Annotated in this window: 14 protein-coding genes; 12 read left to right on the forward strand and 2 right to left on the reverse strand. The window is 34.5% G+C overall.

The features are described from left to right. The first annotated feature begins 3 nt into the window (after window positions 1-3). The 9 genes from EKM03_RS09655 (at window position 4) to EKM03_RS09695 (ending at window position 11,517) form a co-directional block, all read left to right on the forward strand. Window positions 4-1,335, forward strand: a complete 1,332-nt coding sequence (locus EKM03_RS09655) for a (Fe-S)-binding protein (RefSeq protein WP_126564194.1) — start codon at window positions 4-6, stop codon at window positions 1,333-1,335. 111 nt (window positions 1,336-1,446) lie between these two features. Beyond that, the gene (locus EKM03_RS09660) at window positions 1,447-2,238 is read left to right on the forward strand and encodes a (Fe-S)-binding protein (RefSeq protein ID WP_126453357.1); all 792 of its coding nucleotides are present in this window, start codon (window positions 1,447-1,449) and stop codon (window positions 2,236-2,238) included. A 90-nt stretch (window positions 2,239-2,328) separates the two neighbouring features. After that, on the forward strand, window positions 2,329-2,811 hold the full coding sequence (locus EKM03_RS09665) for an ABC transporter ATPase (protein ID WP_126459999.1): 483 nt from the start codon (window positions 2,329-2,331) through the stop codon (window positions 2,809-2,811). 13 nt (window positions 2,812-2,824) lie between these two features. Next, window positions 2,825-5,821: a glycoside hydrolase family 3 N-terminal domain-containing protein gene (locus tag EKM03_RS09670; RefSeq protein WP_126740282.1), complete on the forward strand. Its 2,997-nt coding sequence runs from the start codon at window positions 2,825-2,827 to the stop codon at window positions 5,819-5,821. A gap of 144 nt (window positions 5,822-5,965) precedes the next feature. Beyond that, the gene (locus EKM03_RS09675; RefSeq protein WP_126459993.1) at window positions 5,966-6,586 is read left to right on the forward strand and encodes a phosphatase PAP2 family protein; all 621 of its coding nucleotides are present in this window, start codon (window positions 5,966-5,968) and stop codon (window positions 6,584-6,586) included. Between the two features lie 46 nt (window positions 6,587-6,632). Then, entirely contained in the window at window positions 6,633-7,814 is a 1,182-nt protein-coding gene (locus EKM03_RS09680) for an MFS transporter (protein ID WP_126568940.1), read from the forward strand. Between the two features lies 1 nt (window position 7,815). Beyond that, window positions 7,816-9,828, forward strand: a complete 2,013-nt coding sequence (locus EKM03_RS09685) for a heavy metal translocating P-type ATPase (RefSeq protein ID WP_126740284.1) — start codon at window positions 7,816-7,818, stop codon at window positions 9,826-9,828. A gap of 77 nt (window positions 9,829-9,905) precedes the next feature. Next, complete coding sequence (bshA, locus tag EKM03_RS09690; protein ID WP_126459984.1) at window positions 9,906-11,039, forward strand: N-acetyl-alpha-D-glucosaminyl L-malate synthase BshA; 1,134 nt, start codon at window positions 9,906-9,908, stop codon at window positions 11,037-11,039. A 46-nt stretch (window positions 11,040-11,085) separates the two neighbouring features. Beyond that, complete coding sequence (locus EKM03_RS09695) at window positions 11,086-11,517, forward strand: protease complex subunit PrcB family protein (RefSeq protein ID WP_126740286.1); 432 nt, start codon at window positions 11,086-11,088, stop codon at window positions 11,515-11,517. Window positions 11,518-11,563: 46 nt separating this feature from the next. On the opposite strand, the gene EKM03_RS09700 is transcribed toward EKM03_RS09695, so the two are convergent. Together EKM03_RS09700 and EKM03_RS09705 are read right to left on the reverse strand one after the other, a co-directional pair. Further along, a complete protein-coding gene (locus EKM03_RS09700) occupies window positions 11,564-12,076 on the reverse strand; it encodes a hypothetical protein (RefSeq protein ID WP_126740288.1) in 513 nt (170 codons plus the stop codon). A gap of 103 nt (window positions 12,077-12,179) precedes the next feature. Further along, window positions 12,180-13,019 (reverse strand): UDP-2,3-diacylglucosamine diphosphatase, encoded by an 840-nt coding sequence (locus EKM03_RS09705; protein WP_126459977.1) that lies wholly within the window; start codon window positions 13,017-13,019, stop codon window positions 12,180-12,182. 183 nt (window positions 13,020-13,202) lie between these two features. On the opposite strand from EKM03_RS09705, the gene aroC reads away from it, so the two are divergent. The 3 genes from aroC to EKM03_RS09720 all read left to right on the forward strand — a co-directional run bounded on the left by aroC (window position 13,203) and on the right by EKM03_RS09720 (window position 17,020). Next, on the forward strand, window positions 13,203-14,264 hold the full coding sequence (gene aroC, locus EKM03_RS09710) for a chorismate synthase (RefSeq protein WP_126453382.1): 1,062 nt from the start codon (window positions 13,203-13,205) through the stop codon (window positions 14,262-14,264). 109 nt (window positions 14,265-14,373) lie between these two features. Beyond that, a complete protein-coding gene (locus EKM03_RS09715) occupies window positions 14,374-15,654 on the forward strand; it encodes a dicarboxylate/amino acid:cation symporter (RefSeq protein WP_197037191.1) in 1,281 nt (426 codons plus the stop codon). Window positions 15,655-15,733: 79 nt separating this feature from the next. Next, window positions 15,734-17,020 carry a dicarboxylate/amino acid:cation symporter gene (locus EKM03_RS09720; protein WP_126459974.1) on the forward strand — a complete coding sequence of 429 codons (1,287 nt, stop codon included), beginning with the start codon at window positions 15,734-15,736 and terminating at the stop codon, window positions 17,018-17,020. The last annotated feature ends 498 nt before the right edge of the window (window positions 17,021-17,518 follow it).

The raw sequence follows: 17,518 nt of genomic DNA on the forward strand, positions 1-17,518 counted from the left end.
ATTATGAGCTACTTAGACAACATTTTATTTGCCGTTATATTGGTAATTGGTTTTGGTTATTTTTTCAACAGTGTTAAAAAAATCAGACGAAATATCAATCTTGGAACGGATGTAAATCGCTTTGATAATCCAAAAGCGCGCTGGATTAATATGGCCATGATAGCTCTTGGTCAATCAAAAATGGTCAAAAAACCTATCGCTGGAGCATTGCATGTTATTGTTTATGTGGGTTTTATTATTATAAATATTGAATTGCTAGAAATTATTATCGACGGACTTTTTGGGACACATCGTGTTTTTGCTTTTTTAGGAACTACGTATGATGTGCTGATTGCTTCTTTCGAAATTTTAGCTTTTTTAGTTTTAGTAGCAGTTTTTGCTTTTTGGAGCAGAAGAAATGCCATCAAATTGAAAAGATTTGTAAGCTCTGATTTAAAAGGCTGGCCAAAAAATGATGCAAACTATATCTTGTATTTTGAGGTGGTTCTTATGACATTATTTTTATTGATGAACGCTTCTGATTTGCATTTACAAAATGTCCCCGGAGGTTTTTCTCATTTTATAAAAGCCGGTTGGTTTCCTATCAGTCAATTTATTGAACCTATCTTTAACGGAATATCAAATGAATTGGTAATGTTGCTTTCAGAGATATTCTGGTGGTTGCATATTGTGGGTATTTTAATTTTTATGAATTACTTGTATTTTTCAAAACATTTACATATTCTGTTAGCATTCCCAAATACGTATTTTGCAAATCTAAATCCGCAAGGACAATTTGATAATTTAGAATCCGTTACTAAAGAAGTGAAGTTAATGATGGATCCTAATGCTGATCCTTTTGCGGCAGCACCAGTGGATGAGAATGCGGTTCCAAGTAAATTTGGTGCCAGTGATATTCAGGACTTAAACTGGGTTCAATTATTGAATGCGTATACCTGTACAGAATGTGGTCGTTGTACGTCAGCTTGTCCAGCCAATATTACAGGAAAAAAATTGTCTCCACGTAAAATTATGATGGATACCAGAGATCGAATGGAAGAAGTAGGAAGAAATATTGATGCCAATAAAGGTGTTTTTATTCCGGACAACAAAACATTATTAAACGATTACATCACACCAGAAGAGCTTTGGGCATGCACTTCTTGTAATGCGTGCGTGGAAGAATGTCCTGTAAACATTAGCCCGCTTTCAATTATTATGGATATGCGTCGCTATTTAGTAATGGAACAAAGTGCGGCACCAATGCCAATAAACGCCATGATGACTAATATAGAGAATAACGGTGCGCCATGGCAATACAATCAGCAAGACCGATTGAATTGGAAAAACGAATAGGCGTTAAATCGCGTCACTGTTTAATAGGCTATTTGTATTACGAATAACCGATTTACAAATGAAGATTTTGTCATTAACCAAATAAGCAAATAACCGAATCAACAAGATAGTATGTCAGAGAATTTAATAGTGCCTACCATGGCCGAAATGTTAGCTCAAGGGAAACAACCAGAAGTTTTATTTTGGGTGGGTTGTGCAGGAAGTTTTGACGATAGAGCGAAGAAAATAACGAAGGCTTTTGTTCGGATTTTAAATCGGGCTAATGTTCCTTTTGCCGTTTTAGGTACTGAAGAAAGCTGTACAGGTGATCCTGCCAAAAGAGCTGGTAATGAGTTTTTGTTTCAAATGCAGGCCATGATGAATATTGAGGTTTTGAATGCATACGAAGCAAAAAAAATTGTTACCGCTTGTCCACATTGTTTCAATACACTAAAAAATGAATATCCGGAATTAGGCGGAAAATATGAAGTGGTTCACCACACGGAGTTTTTGAAATCCTTGTTAGATGACGGAAGGCTGACCATTGAAGGTGGACAATTCAAGGGTAAACGAATTACTTTTCACGATCCTTGTTATTTAGGAAGAGCTAATAATGTGTATGAAGCACCAAGAGAATTGATTCTTAAATTGGATGCTGAATTAGTTGAAATGAAGCGTTCTAAAGCTAACGGTTTATGTTGCGGTGCAGGTGGAGCCCAAATGTTTAAAGATGCTGAACCTGGAAATAAGGAAGTCAATATAGAAAGAACCGAGGAGGCATTAGAAACAAAACCAGAAATTATTGCCGCAGGCTGTCCTTTTTGTAATACCATGATGACGGACGGTATTAAAAATAAAGAAAAAGAAGGCGAAGTAAAAGTGATGGATATTGCGGAACTAATTGCTAATGCGCAGGATCTTTAGTGTACAGTGTCTAAGTAATCAGCAATGCTCTATAATTTATTACACCTAACTTCATAAATCTACAATCTAAAATCACAAATCTAAAATCGTATGTACGTTCCATTTGAAAATTTACCCGAAGAATCTAAAATCTGGATTTATCAATCAAACAGAAAATTTTCGGATGCCGAATTTTCTGAAATAGAAAGCGCCTTGCAATCTTTTCTGGAAGGTTGGGCTGCGCATGGTACTAGTCTAGAATCCTCGTACCAATTAAAATACAACCGGTTTATCATTATTGCCGTAAATCAGGATGTACAAGCTGCAACAGGATGCTCTATAGATTCCTCTGTAGAATTTATTCAAAATTTAGAACAAAAATATACCGTAGATTTATTGGATAAAATGAACGTTACCTTCAAACTTGGAGAACATATAGCACACAAGCCGTTGATTGATTTCAAGAAAATGGTAAAAGATAAAGCGGTTACTGAAAATACCATCGTTTTCAATAATTTAGTTAATAATATAGAAGAATACAATGAATCCTGGGAAGTTCCTGCCATTGATAGCTGGCACAGTCGTTTTTTTTAAACAAAATAGTCAGATGAAAAAGATAAGCATCAGAAATAGTTTTTTTTATGTCTTATTTCTTTTTATTGCTGTTGGTTGTGTTGGTACAAAAACAAATAAGAATAAAGTAATTGTAACCAACATTCCGTCCAAAATTGAAAATTTAGACAGTATTGCTTTAAGTAATATGCCCACACTTTTTGAGTTGTCTCCTCAAGGCAACAAATGGGTTGATAGTGTTTACAGTGCAATGACTTTAGAGGAAAAATTTGGACAATTGTTTATGGTTGCCGCTTATTCCAATAAAGATTCGACGCATATTAAAGCTATTGATACACTCATAACAGATCATAAAATTGGAGGATTAATTTTCTTTCAAGGTGGACCTGTTCGTCAGGCAAAATTAACCAACCGTTTTCAATCCAAGTCAAAAACTCCATTGTTTATTGGTAGTGATGCGGAATGGGGTTTGGGTATGCGATTGGACTCTACCTACAGTTATCCCTGGAATATGACTCTTGGAGCCATCCAAGACATGAAATTATTGGAGAAAGTAGGTGTTCAAATAGGACAACAAAGCAAGCGATTGGGATTGCAATTTAACTTTGCTCCAATTCTTGACATCAACTCCAATCCTAAAAATCCTATCATAGGTTTTCGTTCTTTTGGTGAAGATAAATTCAAGGTTACAGCACATGCTATTGCTTTGATGAAAGGGGTGCAAAGTCAAGGCATATTTTCAACAGGAAAGCATTTTCCGGGACATGGCGATACGGATACGGATTCTCATAAAAAATTACCGACCATAAATTCCTCAAAAGAACAATTACAAGACCTAGCGTTTTATCCTTACAAAAAAATGTTTCATGAAGGACTTTCGTCCGTTATGGTAGCCCATTTAAACGTTCCCAGCATAGAACCAAGACCTAATTTTCCTTCCTCAATTTCCTATAATGTGGTTACTGATATTCTTCAGAAAGAATTGGGTTTCAAAGGACTTATTTTTACAGATGCTTTGAATATGAAAAGTGTAAGCGAATTTAAATTACCCAGTGAAATCAATTTTGAAGCTTTTATAGCCGGTAATGACGTGCTGCTGTTTCCTGAAAATGTTCCTGCTGCTATTGAGAAATTTAAATTTGCGTATTCTATAAATTTATTTACGGAGGAACGATTGGCTTTTTCCGTAAAAAAAATTCTGAAATTCAAGTACAAAGCGAATTTGAATAATTTTAAACCAATTGCCACTGAAAATTTATACACCGATTTGAATTCAGTTGAAAATGAAGCTTTACACTATGAGTTGTATGAAAATGCAATTACCGTTCTAAAAAACACGGCTGCTGTTTTGCCGATTAAAAATTTGGACAAACAAAAAATCGCTTATGTAAAAATGGGAGATGACAACAATGATGTTTTTGTTTCAACTTTAAAAAAATACACTGAAGTAACTGTGATTTCAGATGTGAATTTGGATAGTCTTCAAGTGAAATTACACCCTTTTACAACCGTAATCATTGGTTATCACAAATCAGATGTTGCTTTTAGTAATCATGATCTAAGATTGGATGAGTTGGCAAAAATTAAATTTCTAGCCCAAAATAATACTGTAATTCTGGATGTTTTTGCAAAACCATACGCTTTATTACCAATTATAAATTTTGAAGATATTGAAGGTTTAGTTGTTTCTTATCAAAATAGTGCAGTTGCACAGGTCGTTTCGGCAGAACTAATTTTTGGGGCTATTGAAGCCAAAGGGAAACTACCGGTTTCTATTAATACTAGTTTTAATGTAAATGATGGTTTGCCAACAGAAAAATTGAATCGGCTGGGATTCACAACTCCAGAAAATGTTGGGATGAATTCAACGATTTTATCAAAAATTGACAGTATTGCTACTAAAGCAATTGACGCTAAAATGACTCCTGGAATTCAGGTATTGGTAGCCAGAAAAGGAAAAGTTATTTATCAAAAATCATTCGGTCATCATACGTATGATAGAACGATTAAAGTGCAAGACTCCGATATTTATGATGTTGCCTCATTAACGAAAATTATAGCTACATTGCCTAATGTGATGCAGCAATACGATCAGCAAAAAATAAATTTGGAAACAACATTAGGATCAATGTCTCCTATTTTTAAAGATTCCAATAAGGCAAATATTAATTTCAAGGATTTATTGTCGCATTATGCAGGTTTAGCAGCAGGAATACCATTTTACAAGGCTACAATGAATAAATCGCAATCTCCTTCTGATGTTTATTTTAGAAAAATTGCTGAAGAGCAGTTTTCGAAAAAACTAGGAGACAGTCTTTTTATACGAAATGATTTTAGTGACACAATTATGAAAATGATTGTTGAGAGTAAACTGTCATTAAAAAAAGAATACAAATACAGTGATCTTACTTTTATGATTCTGAAGGATTATTTAGAAAAGACAACGGGTAAACCATTAGATGTTTTAATTCAAGAAAATTTCTATCGTTCACTCGGGATGAACAATTCAAGTTTCAATCCATTGACTAAATTTGATAAAAACAGAATTCCGCCAACGGAAACAGATACCTATTTCCGTCGTCAACTTTTACAAGGATATGTCAATGATTTGTCCGCTGCTTTAGAAGGTGGGGTTTCAGGTCACGCAGGTGTTTTTTCGAATGCTATGGATGTGGCAAAAATAATGGAACTTTATTTACAAAAAGGAAATTATGGAAACCGGCAATATTTTTCTGAAAAAACATTTGATGATTTCAATACGTGCTATTTTTGTGCCGCCGGAAATAGGAGAGGAGTGGGCTTTGATAAACCACAATTAGGTGCTGTAGGACCTACGTGCGGTTGTGCTTCAATGACGAGTTTTGGTCACACTGGTTATACAGGTACAATGGCTTGGGCTGATCCTGAAACGCAAATTGTTTATGTGTTTTTATCTAATAGAACTTTCCCAATTGCAAGTGAAAATAGATTATCGAAAGAAAATATTCGGGAAGATATCCAAAGGGTAATTTATGAAGCGATTATAAACTAAGCAAACGTTAACGTAATAATAAAATAGTTCAAATGAAATTATAGTCAATTTCATTTGAACTATTTTTTTTAAAATGATTTTGTTAGAAGTGTTTCGTTACAAAGTTCACCTGTATTATAGTATATTTGAGATAAAAACAATAGGATGAAAAATAAGAATACTGTAATTGCAAAAATCAATTTAATTGTATGGCTTTTTTGCATGACTTTTGTAAATGCTCAAAATAATGATATAAATATTCTACGAGATATCAATGTTGATCGAAATAAGAATTTAGATCCTACTTTTAAATTAATAACGAATAGTGCGGTTCCCATCGGTCTTGTTACTCCTATTATTATATATTCGGTTGGTTTATTAAAGAAAGATAATGCCGCCAAGAAACAGGCAATTTTTGTTGGAGAAGCATTCTTAGTAAATGCATTTATTACTACCGCTTTGAAACATACTATAAAAAGACAGCGACCATTTAAAACCTATCCTGATATTGATCAAGCAGCGTCGACCGTGGGTTATTCATTTCCTTCGGGACATACTTCGTCAGCTTTCGCAACGGCAACGTCACTTAGTTTAGCGTATCATAAATGGTATGTTATTGCACCGTCTTTTGTATGGGCAAGTGCCGTGGGATATTCTCGAATGCACTTAGGCGTTCATTATCCAAGCGATGTAGTGGCAGGAGCCGTTTTAGGAAGTGGGTCGGCCTACCTAACCTATAAGGCTAATAAATGGCTTAACAAGAAAAGATCAAGAATGGAAAAATAACGGTTTATACTGTTTACTGTTCTATGAAAACGTAAAATAATTCAAAATGAAAAGATTAAATTATATTTCAAAAACAGTCTGGATAGTATCACTGGTTAGTCTATTTACGGATACAGCGAGCGAAATGCTTTACCCAATAATGCCTATATACCTTAAATCGATTGGGTTCTCGATTGTATTAATTGGTGTTTTAGAAGGCTTTGCCGAGGCTTTAGCTGGATTAAGTAAAGGATATTTTGGTAAGTTATCTGATAGTTCAGGTAAACGTGTTCCATTTGTGCGTCTGGGCTACGGTTTAAGTGCTATTTCAAAACCCATGATGGCGGTATTCGTCTTCCCTCTTTGGATATTTTTTGCCAGAGCAATTGATCGTTTCGGAAAAGGAATTCGTACTGGTGCAAGAGATGCGATTTTATCTGATGAAGCAACTGCTGAAACGAAAGGAAAGATATTTGGATTTCATAGATCAATGGATACGTTTGGTGCCGTTCTAGGACCTGTTATGGCTTTGATTTATCTGCATTTTTATCCACAACAGTATAAAATGCTTTTTTATGTTGCTTTTATTCCAGGTTTACTAGCGGTACTTGCTTCTTTTTTGCTTAACGATAAACTTAAGGTACAGGCAAAGGAGGTAAAACAGATTTCGTTTTTCTCGTTTCTTAGCTATTGGAAAACAAGTCCTGCACAATATCGAAGAGTAGTAACAGGACTATTAGCTTTTGCCTTATTCAATAGTTCCGATGTTTTTTTACTTTTAAAAGCGAAGCAAGCAGGTTTAAATGATACTGTGGTAATAGAGATTTATATTTTTTACAATTTGGTTTATGCTCTTTGTGCATTTCCATTAGGAATTTTTGCTGATAAAATTGGATTGAAGAAAATGTTTACTTTTGGACTTTTTCTATTTGCAATTGTCTATTTTGGAATGGCATTTACTAAAAACAGTTATATTATTGGTGGATTATTTTTAATTTACGGTGTGTATGCTGCTGCAACCGAAGGGATTTCGAAAGCATGGATCAGTAATATTTCTGATAAAAAAGATACTGCGACTGCTATTGGAACTTATTCTGGATTTCAAAGTATTTGCGCCTTATTGGCCAGTTCTTTTGCCGGGGTCCTTTGGTATCAATTTGGTGCGAATACTACATTTTTTATTACTGGGATAACCACATTACTTATTATTATTTATTTTTCGTTTTTCATTAAATATAAAACAATTTAAAATGGCATCCCAACATAAAACTTTACCTGACAACAAATGTTGCGCAGTAGAAGAAAAAAAAGTAAATAAAGCAGAGCAAGATGCAGGATGTTGTTCCTCTCACAGTGAGTCAGAAAATCACGATGAGGAAGATCACGATCATTCTAACGGAAATGAAAGCACCCTCAGAATGTTTTTACCATCTATAATTAGTTTTATAGGATTGCTGATTGCTTTATTGTTTGATAATTACTTTCCTCAATCTTGGTTTAATGGTTGGTTTCGAATCGTTTGGTATGTTGCAGCTTACATTCCGGTAGGGCTTCCAGTTTTGAAAGAAGCTTACGATAGCATTGGTAAAGGAGCTATTTTTTCTGAATTTTTTCTAATGGGAATAGCTACATTAGGTGCGTTTGGAATTGGTCAATATGCCGAAGGAGTGGCTGTCATGTTATTTTACTCCATTGGTGAATTATTCCAAATGCTCGCCGTTAAAAGAGCAAAATTAAATATAAAATTATTACTGGATCAAAGACCTGATGTTGCAAACGTTGTAATGGGACAAAATGTGATTGCAATTAAAGCTTCGGAAGTGGCTATTGGAGCTGTCATAGAATTAAAACCCGGAGAAAAATTAGCATTAGATGGAATGTTGCTTTCGGATTATGCCACTTTCAATACTGCTGCATTAACAGGCGAAAGCAAACCGGATTCTAAGTCAAAAGGAGATACAATTCTTGCCGGAATGATCAATGGCACTTCTATTGCTCAAGTAGAAGTGACTACTGCATTTACAGACAGCAAATTATCTAAAATCCTCCAGATGGTGCAGGATGCCACTGCTAAAAAAGCACCAACAGAATTATTTATTAGGAAGTTTGCTAAAATATACACGCCAATAATAGTGTATCTCGCTATTGCTATATGTGTAGTGCCAATCTTATTTGCAGAAACGTATATATTTAAGGAATGGCTGTACAGAGCCTTACTGTTCTTGGTGGTTTCCTGTCCGTGTGCCTTGGTGATTTCCATTCCGTTAGGGTATTTTGGCGGAATTGGCGCCGCAAGTAAAAACGGAATATTGTTTAAAGGATCTACATTTCTGGATACTATGGCAGCTATTCAGGTAGTGGTGATGGATAAAACAGGGACTTTAACCAAAGGCGTTTTTAAAGTTCAGAAAGTAGTGTCGATAGGAATTCTGGAGTCTGATTTAGTTAACTATACTGCAGCAATTGAAGCTAAATCGACGCATCCGGTTGGTTCCGCAATAGTAGAATTTGCCAAAAATCCTAAAAATGAAATTGTTGTTTCTAATTTCACTGAGATTCCAGGCCTTGGCTTGCAAGGTGTTGTAGATGGAAATGAAATCTTGGTGGGAAGTCCTAAACTGATGAAAAAATTCCATATTGATTATGACACGGATCTTGATGCTATTCCGTACACTATTGTTGTAGTTGCCATCAATCAAAAATATACAGGTTATTTTCTTGTTGCCGATGAAATAAAAGAAGATGCAAAAGGGGCTATTGAAAGTTTACATAAAATAAATATCAAAACAATATTACTTTCTGGGGACAATCAAGCGGTAGTTTTGGCTGTAGCCAAAGAATTAAATATTAATGAAGCTTACGGAAATTTGTTGCCAGAAGATAAAGTCAATAAAGTAACCGCACTTTTAAACCAAAAATTAAAAGTTGCATTTGTTGGAGACGGAGTAAATGATGCTCCAGTCATTGCTCTGGCAGATGCGGGAATTGCTATGGGTGGTTTAGGAAGCGATGCTACTATTGAAACGGCTGATATTGTCATTCAAAATGACCAGCCCACTAAGATTTTTACCGCTATCACCATTGGAAAAAAAACAAAACAAATCGTTTGGCAAAATATTGGATTGGCTTTTTCCGTAAAACTAATAGTTCTCATTCTGGGAGCTGCTGGACTTGCCTCTATGTGGGAGGCGGTTTTTGCAGATGTGGGGGTGGCCTTATTGGCGATTTTAAATGCCGTTCGAATTCAGCGAATGAAATTTTAAATTTGTATTGCATTTAACTTAAAATTCCATAAAACACATTCCTATTTTTCTTAATTTCGTTTCATTAAATTAAATACATGAAAATTGCAATAGTTTGTTATCCTACCTTTGGAGGTAGTGGTGTTGTCGCTACAGAATTAGGACTGGAATTGGCTCGTCGCGGGCATGAAATACATTTCATAACTTACAGTCAGCCCGTACGTTTGGCACTTTTAAGTCCAAATGTGCATTACCACGAAGTAAATGTGCCTGAATATCCATTGTTTCATTACCAACCTTATGAATTGGCCTTATCGAGCAAATTAGTCGATATGGTAAAATTATATAAAATAGAATTGCTTCATGTACATTATGCTATTCCTCATGCCTATGCGGGCTATATGGCAAAACAAATGCTGAAAGACGAAGGCATTGATATTCCAATGGTGACAACATTACACGGAACAGACATCACCTTGGTAGGGAATCACCCGTTTTATAAGCCAGCAGTCACTTTTAGTATCAATAAATCAGATTTTGTTACCTCAGTATCCCAAAGTTTAAAAGACGATACGCTTAAATTATTCAATATAAAAAATGAAATTGAGGTTATTCCTAATTTTATTGAATTGAATAAAAATACAAATAACCTGAACATTCCTTGTCAACGTTCAGTCATGGCCAAGGAAAATGAACGAATTATAACGCACATCAGTAATTTTAGAAAAGTAAAACGAATTCCGGATGTCATTAAAATTTTCTATAATATTCAAAAAGAGATTCCGGCTAAATTGATGATGGTTGGTGATGGCCCTGAAAAAGAAAAAGCAGAATATTTATGTCAGGAATTGGGTATACTAGACAAGGTAATCTTTTTTGGTAACAGCAACGAAATTGATAAGATTTTGTGCTTAACTGACTTGTTTTTACTCCCATCTGAAACAGAAAGTTTTGGTTTGGCAGCCCTTGAAGCTATGGCGTGTAAAGTTCCTGTTATCTCTAGTAATTCAGGCGGTTTACCCGAAGTTAATTTTGAAGGCATTTCCGGCTATTTAAGTGATGTAGGAAATACAGAGGAAATGGCTCAAAACGCATTGAAAATTCTAAAAGATGATTTGACGCTTGCTAAATTTAAAGAAAACGCATTAGCTGTTGCCAAACAATTTGACATAAAAAATATTTTGCCCCTTTACGAAGAGTTATATCAAAAAGCCATTAATAAATACTTATAGACACACAGGAATTATTTTTGAAATTATTAAATGTAAAAACATAAAAATGAAAAAAGTAATGCTGTCGTTCCTTGCTATAACTGTCGTTTCCTGCGGTAGCGTTTCTTTAAAAAGTACAGATGCCACTACAGCGCTATATGAAGTTTTGACTCAGCAAACTAATGGTGGAGCTAGTATCCGTTTTTTTGAGATTCTTTCTGAGCCAAGCGAAATTAAAATGCTGCAGAATGATGAAAATTTAAAAAATAAGATTAATGCTAATGATATTCTGAATGCTAATTTTGTTGTTTTGAATATGGGAGAGAAAACCACTGGCGGATATGCCATAGGAATTGATAATGTAATTGAAACGGATAAAAATATAATTATAACAGTTCAAGAAACAAATCCTGAGCCGGGTAGTATGGTGACACAAGCTTTTACGACTCCTTTTTGTGTTGTGAAAATAAATTCCAAGAAAGAGATTCTTATAAAATAAAAAATGCCACTATTTCTAGTGGCATTTTTTTTATTCTTTTGAAATATTAGAATTGGTATTTAAGAGCTAAAGCTACATCAGAACCGTAATTGTTTCTGTAATAGTCGCTACCACCAAACTCTGGTCTGAAATCTAAAGAGATTAACAATGGAATATCAAAATTATATTCGATACCTATATCTCCGGCAACAAATGCGAAAGCGCCATTGTTATAATTTATATCATTATTATAATAATCTCTGTTGTAAGTTCCTACACCACCACCAACACCTGCATACCAGTTGAATCCGCCATCAATATTCCATACCCATTGGTACAAACCAGTTAATTTGAGTGCATTGTCATCATAATTATCGTTGTTATAATTATTTCTGTTTCTCCAACCTAAGTCTAATTCTAAACGATTGTTATCGCCTAAACCTCTTTGATAGGTGATCTCAGTACCAAAACCACCACTGTCACCAAAACGAAGGCCTAGTGCATTTTTTGAAATCTCTTGTGCTTGTGAGGTGAATGCTAATCCAATTAGCATTATAACCGATAAAATAATTTTTTTCATAAGTAAATTTTTATAAATACAAAGATATTACTAACTTTGAGATTAAATTTACAAAATTAATTGTAAATGTTTCATAATTCACACTTTTGATATAAAACCACCATTAATCTAAAATAGTTTTTTTAAAGAAAATAGCAGGTGTAACATACTGAGTACTGATTAAATCCTCCATCTCAAAAAGATTTTCATCTTCAGCATAATTAGTTTCTGAGTAGTGAAATAATTTCCAACGTTTTTTATTGTATTCCAATGCGGTTAAATTCTCCACCCAATCCCCGGAATTCAAATACAAAGTAGCCCCGTTTTTATTCTCTTTTTTGATTATTTTTGGCTCGTGAATATGACCGCAAATTACATAATCGTAGTTGTTTTCGATGGCGAGTTCCGTGGCTGTTTTTTCAAAATCCGAAATGTGCTTTACTGCCTTTTTTACACCAGCCTTTATTTGTTTAGAAAAAGAGTAGGGCTCTTTCCCTATTTTTGATAAGCACCAATTTACAAATCGATTCAAAAGTATCAGATAATCATATCCTAAACCGCCTAATTTTGCAATCCATTTTGAGTGTTGTACGGAAGCATCAAAGACATCACCGTGAAATATCCAGGCTTTTTTGTCATCAAGATCCAAGACTAACTTGTCCACCAATGCAAAATTACCCATACTCATATCGCTAAACTTTCGGAGCATTTCATCATGATTTCCAGTAATATAATAGACTTTTGTTCCCTTTGAAGCAAAACTGATGATTTTTTGGATAACCTTTAAATGCGCTTTGGGAAAATAGGATTTTCTAAATTGCCATACATCAATAATATCTCCATTTAAGACTAAAATTTTAGGTTTAATTGCAGATAAATAATTATAAAGTTCTTTAGCATGACTTCCATAAGTCCCCAGATGTACATCAGAAATCACCACTAACTCGACTTTTCTTTTTTTCAAGGTGTTTGAATTTGAATTTTATCAAATTAATGGAATTCTACTGAATTGAAATGCGATTAAAGGTTAATAAATAGTTTTCAATATTAATTTAAAGTCAATAAATAGGTATTGCTATTCAAAAGTTTAGTGGTTAAAATTTTGAACTTTAAACTAAAATACTACTTTTGTTCAAAACTAATCAGTATGGCAGGAAATAGCTACGGAACACTATTTAGAATAACAACTTTTGGAGAATCTCACGGTGACGCTTTAGGAGGGATAATAGACGGTTGTCCTCCCGGAATAACAATAGATTTAGAAGCAATTCAATTTGAAATGTCCCGCAGAAAGCCAGGCCAATCAGCAATAGTTACTCAACGCAAAGAACCGGATGACGTTCAATTTCTTTCCGGAATCTTTGAAGGTAAAACCACCGGTACACCCATAGGTTTTATTATTCCTAATACCAATCAAAAATCAGATGATTATTCTCATATAAAAGACAATTACAGACCCAGTCATGCGGATTATGTGTATGAAAAAAAATATGGGGTTAGGGATTATCGTGGCGGTGGACGCAGTTCTGCGCGGGAAACTGCCAGTAGAGTTGTGGCGGGAGCTGTAGCAAAACAAATGTTGCCAGACATAAAAATTAATGCGTATGTTTCTTCTGTAGGACCTATTTTTTTAGACAAACCCTACCAAGATTTAGATTTTTCGAAAACCGAAAATAATCCGGTTCGTTGCCCAGATGAACAGGCAGCGGTAATCATGGAAGAATATATTCGTGATATCCGAAAACAAGGGGATACTGTGGGCGGAACCGTAACCTGTGTGATTCAAAATGTACCTATTGGTTTAGGAGAGCCCGTTTTTGATAAGCTTCACGCAGAACTTGGCAAAGCAATGCTTTCTATTAATGCCGTAAAAGGATTTGAATTTGGAAGTGGTTTTGAAGGCGCTAAGATGAAAGGAAGTGCGCATAATGATTTATACAATGCTGACGGAACGACAAAAACCAATCTTTCAGGTGGAATTCAAGGAGGAATCAGTAACGGAATGGATATTTATTTTCGCGTGGCTTTCAAACCTGTGGCCACCATTATGCAAAAACAAGAATCACTGGACAATAAAGGCAATATTACAGAAATGACTGGAAAAGGGCGTCATGATCCTTGTGTAGTACCGCGTGCTGTGCCTATTGTTGAGGCAATGGCAGCCATTGTATTAGCTGATTTTTATTTGATAAATAAAACATATCAGTAGTAATTGTTGATACTTTTTATGTTTTTTACAATACCATTTTTTACCTGACTGCGAGTAAAAAATTATTTTTTATAATCAAGGTTGATCCTACAATCTTATAACCAATTTAATGAATATGAATACAACTAAAAAGCCGTCCTTTTTTTCAGGATTAACAGGGCAAATATTAATAGCTATGGTTTTGGGTGCTATTTTAGGCATTATCATTCATAATTCTATTTCACCGGAAGCAGCTCAAAATTTTAGTAACAAAATTAAAATTCTGGCTACTATTTTTATTCGACTGGTTCAAATGATTATTTCGCCATTGGTATTTACGACGTTGGTGGTAGGAATTGCGAAACTTGGGGATATCAAAGCGGTGGGGAGAATTGGAGGAAAAGCGATGGGATGGTTTTTTACAGCTTCATTTATCTCTTTGTTATTGGGGATGTTTTTTGTAAACATACTAGAACCGGGAGTTGGCCTTAATTTATCAAATGTTGATATGGGATCAGTTTCAGAAGTCACAGCGAAAACACAAAACATATCTTTTGAAAACTTTATTGAGCATATAGTACCTAAAAGTATTTTTGAAGCAATGGCTACTAATGAAATTTTACAAATTGTAATATTTTCGATTTTCTTTGGTCTGGCAGCGGCTGCATTAGGTGATTATGTGAAGCCAGTGACAAATGCTTTGGATAAAATATCTCATATTGTTCTGAAAATGGTAAACTACGTTATGAAGTTTGCCCCAATAGGAGTATTTGGTGCTATAGCAGGAGTATTTGCGGTTAGAGATTTTCAGGAATTGGCAATTACCTATTTCAAGTTCTTTGGTTCTTTCTTAATTGGAATTTCCTCACTTTGGGTCGTGTTGATTGTTGTGGGGTATGTATTTCTAAAAAGCAGAATGACCGTTTTGCTAAAAAGAATTGTAAGTCCATTGATTATTGCTTTTGGAACAACCAGCAGTGAAGCTGTTTTTCCAAAATTGACCGAAGAATTAGAACGTTTTGGAGTCAAGGACAGAATTGTTTCTTTCATGTTGCCGCTCGGGTATTCTTTTAACTTGGATGGAAGTATGATGTACATGACTTTTGCCAGTATTTTTATTGCGCAAGCCTACGGAATTGATTTGGATTTGGGTACGCAAATGACCATGCTTTTAGTTTTGATGCTTACCAGTAAAGGAATTGCAGGAGTACCAAGAGCGAGTTTAGTGGTTGTTGCTGCAACTTGTGGTATGTTTGACATTCCAATCGAAGGAATTGCTTTAATTTTACCTATTGACCATTTTTGTGATATGTTTCGTAGCGCAACCAATGTGTTAGGAAATGCTTTAGCAACATCGGTAGTTGGAAGCTGGGAAAAAGACGAGGATTCCGAACCGGTTTCATTAGACTAAATAATAAAAAACTCCTCAAATAATGAGGAGTTTTTTTTTGTAAAATATCAGTTTGTCTGATTCAAATGAATTTAAAATTATGAAAAAACTTGCTTTACATTGGAAAATTCTTTTAGGAATGATTCTAGGACTCCTTTTTGGATTAGTAATGAAAAACTTAGAACAAAAAGGAATCGTAATTGACTGGATAAAACCTTTTGGAACTATTTTTATAAACTTACTCAAAATGATTGCTGTTCCCTTAATTGTGGTTTCATTGATTGTTGGATTAGCAGATTTAAAAGATATTTCTAAACTTTCTAAATTAGGAGGAAGGACAGTCTTTTTTTACTTATGTTCCACAGTAATAGCAGTCATTATTGGTTTGTTGTTAGCCAATTTAATTAAGCCCGGAACTTACATTAACGAAGAATCCAGAATAAGCTTACTTGAAAATTTTTCGGTTGATGCTTCTCAAAAAATTGAATTGGCGGTAAAAGCTAAAAATAGTGGGCCACTGCAACCTTTGATAGATATTGTACCAGATAATTTTTTTAAAGCTTTAAGTGATAATGGAAGTATGTTGCAAGTCATTTTTTTTGTTATTTTAATTGGGATCGGTCTCATTTTAATTGAAGAAAAAAAATCAAAACCTGTCGTTGATTTCTTTAAGGGATTGAATGATGTAATTCTGAAAATTATTGACATTATCATGCTTTTTTCACCAGTTGGTGTTTTCGCACTGATGGCCGCACTGATGGTCGAAATTCCAGATTTTTCAACATTAGGAGCGCTGGGAATCTATGGATTAACGGTTTTGCTTGGCTTGTTTTTGATGATGTTTGTGTTTTATCCAAGCTTATTAATGATTTTTGCAAAAGTAAATCCAATACAGTTTTTTAACGCCATTGCGCCCGCCCAATTATTGGCTTTTTCAACAAGTTCAAGTGCAGCTGCACTGCCCGTTACCATGGAATGTGTTACCGAGCGTTTAGGAGTTGATGAAGAGGTTTCCAGTTTTGTTTTGCCTCTGGGAGCAACAGTAAACATGGATGGAACTAGCTTGTATCAAGCAGTAGCTGCGATATTTATAGCTCAAGCAATGCTTCCGGAAGCTTTAGACCTCAGTACACAATTGATGATAGTTGTTACTGCAACACTGGCTTCTATAGGATCAGCAGCGGTTCCTAGTGCCGGAATGGTGATGCTTGTTATTGTTCTTGGTCAAGCTGGAATTCCAGAAGCTGGGCTAGCGCTTATTTTTGCTATTGACAGACCTTTGGATATGTGCAGAACTGTAGTCAATGTAACAAGTGATGCAACTATTGCAACTATTGTCGCCAAATCTGTAGGGAAATTAAATAAACCAAAAGAAATTAATTTTTAACTAATAGTTCTTTGTACACCATGAAGTGGATTTAATATATTTGAAATTCATGAGACTTCAAAATAGTTCACTTTTGACACTTAATTGATTAAAATAAATTATTATTTATTGGCGCATAAATTTATATTTAATTAAACTTAATCACTTATGAATCAGGTGTATATTGTGTTATTAATAGTGTTTGTATTTAACTTTTTCAGTGATGACGTACTTGCACAAACGTAAACGGCATGAAACAATGAGATCGTAAAATTAACGGATCATGCGTCACAATACCTGAAGAATGCTGATTTCGAAAAATCCTTGAAAATTTCGAAAATTGCCTTGTACAAAGCCATTACTCAAAAGGATAAATTTTCTATAGTAATTTCTTTAGTACATGACAAAAATAGATAGTATTGAAATTCAAGAAGATTAAGGTCATTTAATTCAAATAATATTTTCATTAAAACGCTTAAAAATAACACGTTAACGATAAATCACTTTTTAACGACAGTT

Source organism: Flavobacterium sp. GSP6, from assembly GCF_003984855.1.
Lineage (GTDB): Bacteria > Bacteroidota > Bacteroidia > Flavobacteriales > Flavobacteriaceae > Flavobacterium.

Excerpts from the sequence above, each read along its gene's own strand:
- EKM03_RS09655 (WP_126564194.1), top strand. The coding sequence starts at position 4 with ATGAGCTACTTAGACAACATTTTATTTGCCGTTATATTGGTAATTGGT.
- EKM03_RS09660 (WP_126453357.1), top strand. The coding sequence starts at position 1,447 with ATGTCAGAGAATTTAATAGTGCCTACCATGGCCGAAATGTTAGCTCAA.
- EKM03_RS09665 (WP_126459999.1), top strand. The coding sequence starts at position 2,329 with ATGTACGTTCCATTTGAAAATTTACCCGAAGAATCTAAAATCTGGATT.
- EKM03_RS09670 (WP_126740282.1), top strand. The coding sequence starts at position 2,825 with ATGAAAAAGATAAGCATCAGAAATAGTTTTTTTTATGTCTTATTTCTT.
- EKM03_RS09675 (WP_126459993.1), top strand. The coding sequence starts at position 5,966 with ATGAAAAATAAGAATACTGTAATTGCAAAAATCAATTTAATTGTATGG.
- EKM03_RS09680 (WP_126568940.1), top strand. The coding sequence starts at position 6,633 with ATGAAAAGATTAAATTATATTTCAAAAACAGTCTGGATAGTATCACTG.
- EKM03_RS09685 (WP_126740284.1), top strand. The coding sequence starts at position 7,816 with ATGGCATCCCAACATAAAACTTTACCTGACAACAAATGTTGCGCAGTA.
- bshA (WP_126459984.1), top strand. The coding sequence starts at position 9,906 with ATGAAAATTGCAATAGTTTGTTATCCTACCTTTGGAGGTAGTGGTGTT.
- EKM03_RS09695 (WP_126740286.1), top strand. The coding sequence starts at position 11,086 with ATGAAAAAAGTAATGCTGTCGTTCCTTGCTATAACTGTCGTTTCCTGC.
- EKM03_RS09700 (WP_126740288.1), bottom strand. The coding sequence starts at position 12,076 with ATGAAAAAAATTATTTTATCGGTTATAATGCTAATTGGATTAGCATTC.
- aroC (WP_126453382.1), top strand. The coding sequence starts at position 13,203 with ATGGCAGGAAATAGCTACGGAACACTATTTAGAATAACAACTTTTGGA.
- EKM03_RS09715 (WP_197037191.1), top strand. The coding sequence starts at position 14,374 with ATGAATATGAATACAACTAAAAAGCCGTCCTTTTTTTCAGGATTAACA.
- EKM03_RS09720 (WP_126459974.1), top strand. The coding sequence starts at position 15,734 with ATGAAAAAACTTGCTTTACATTGGAAAATTCTTTTAGGAATGATTCTA.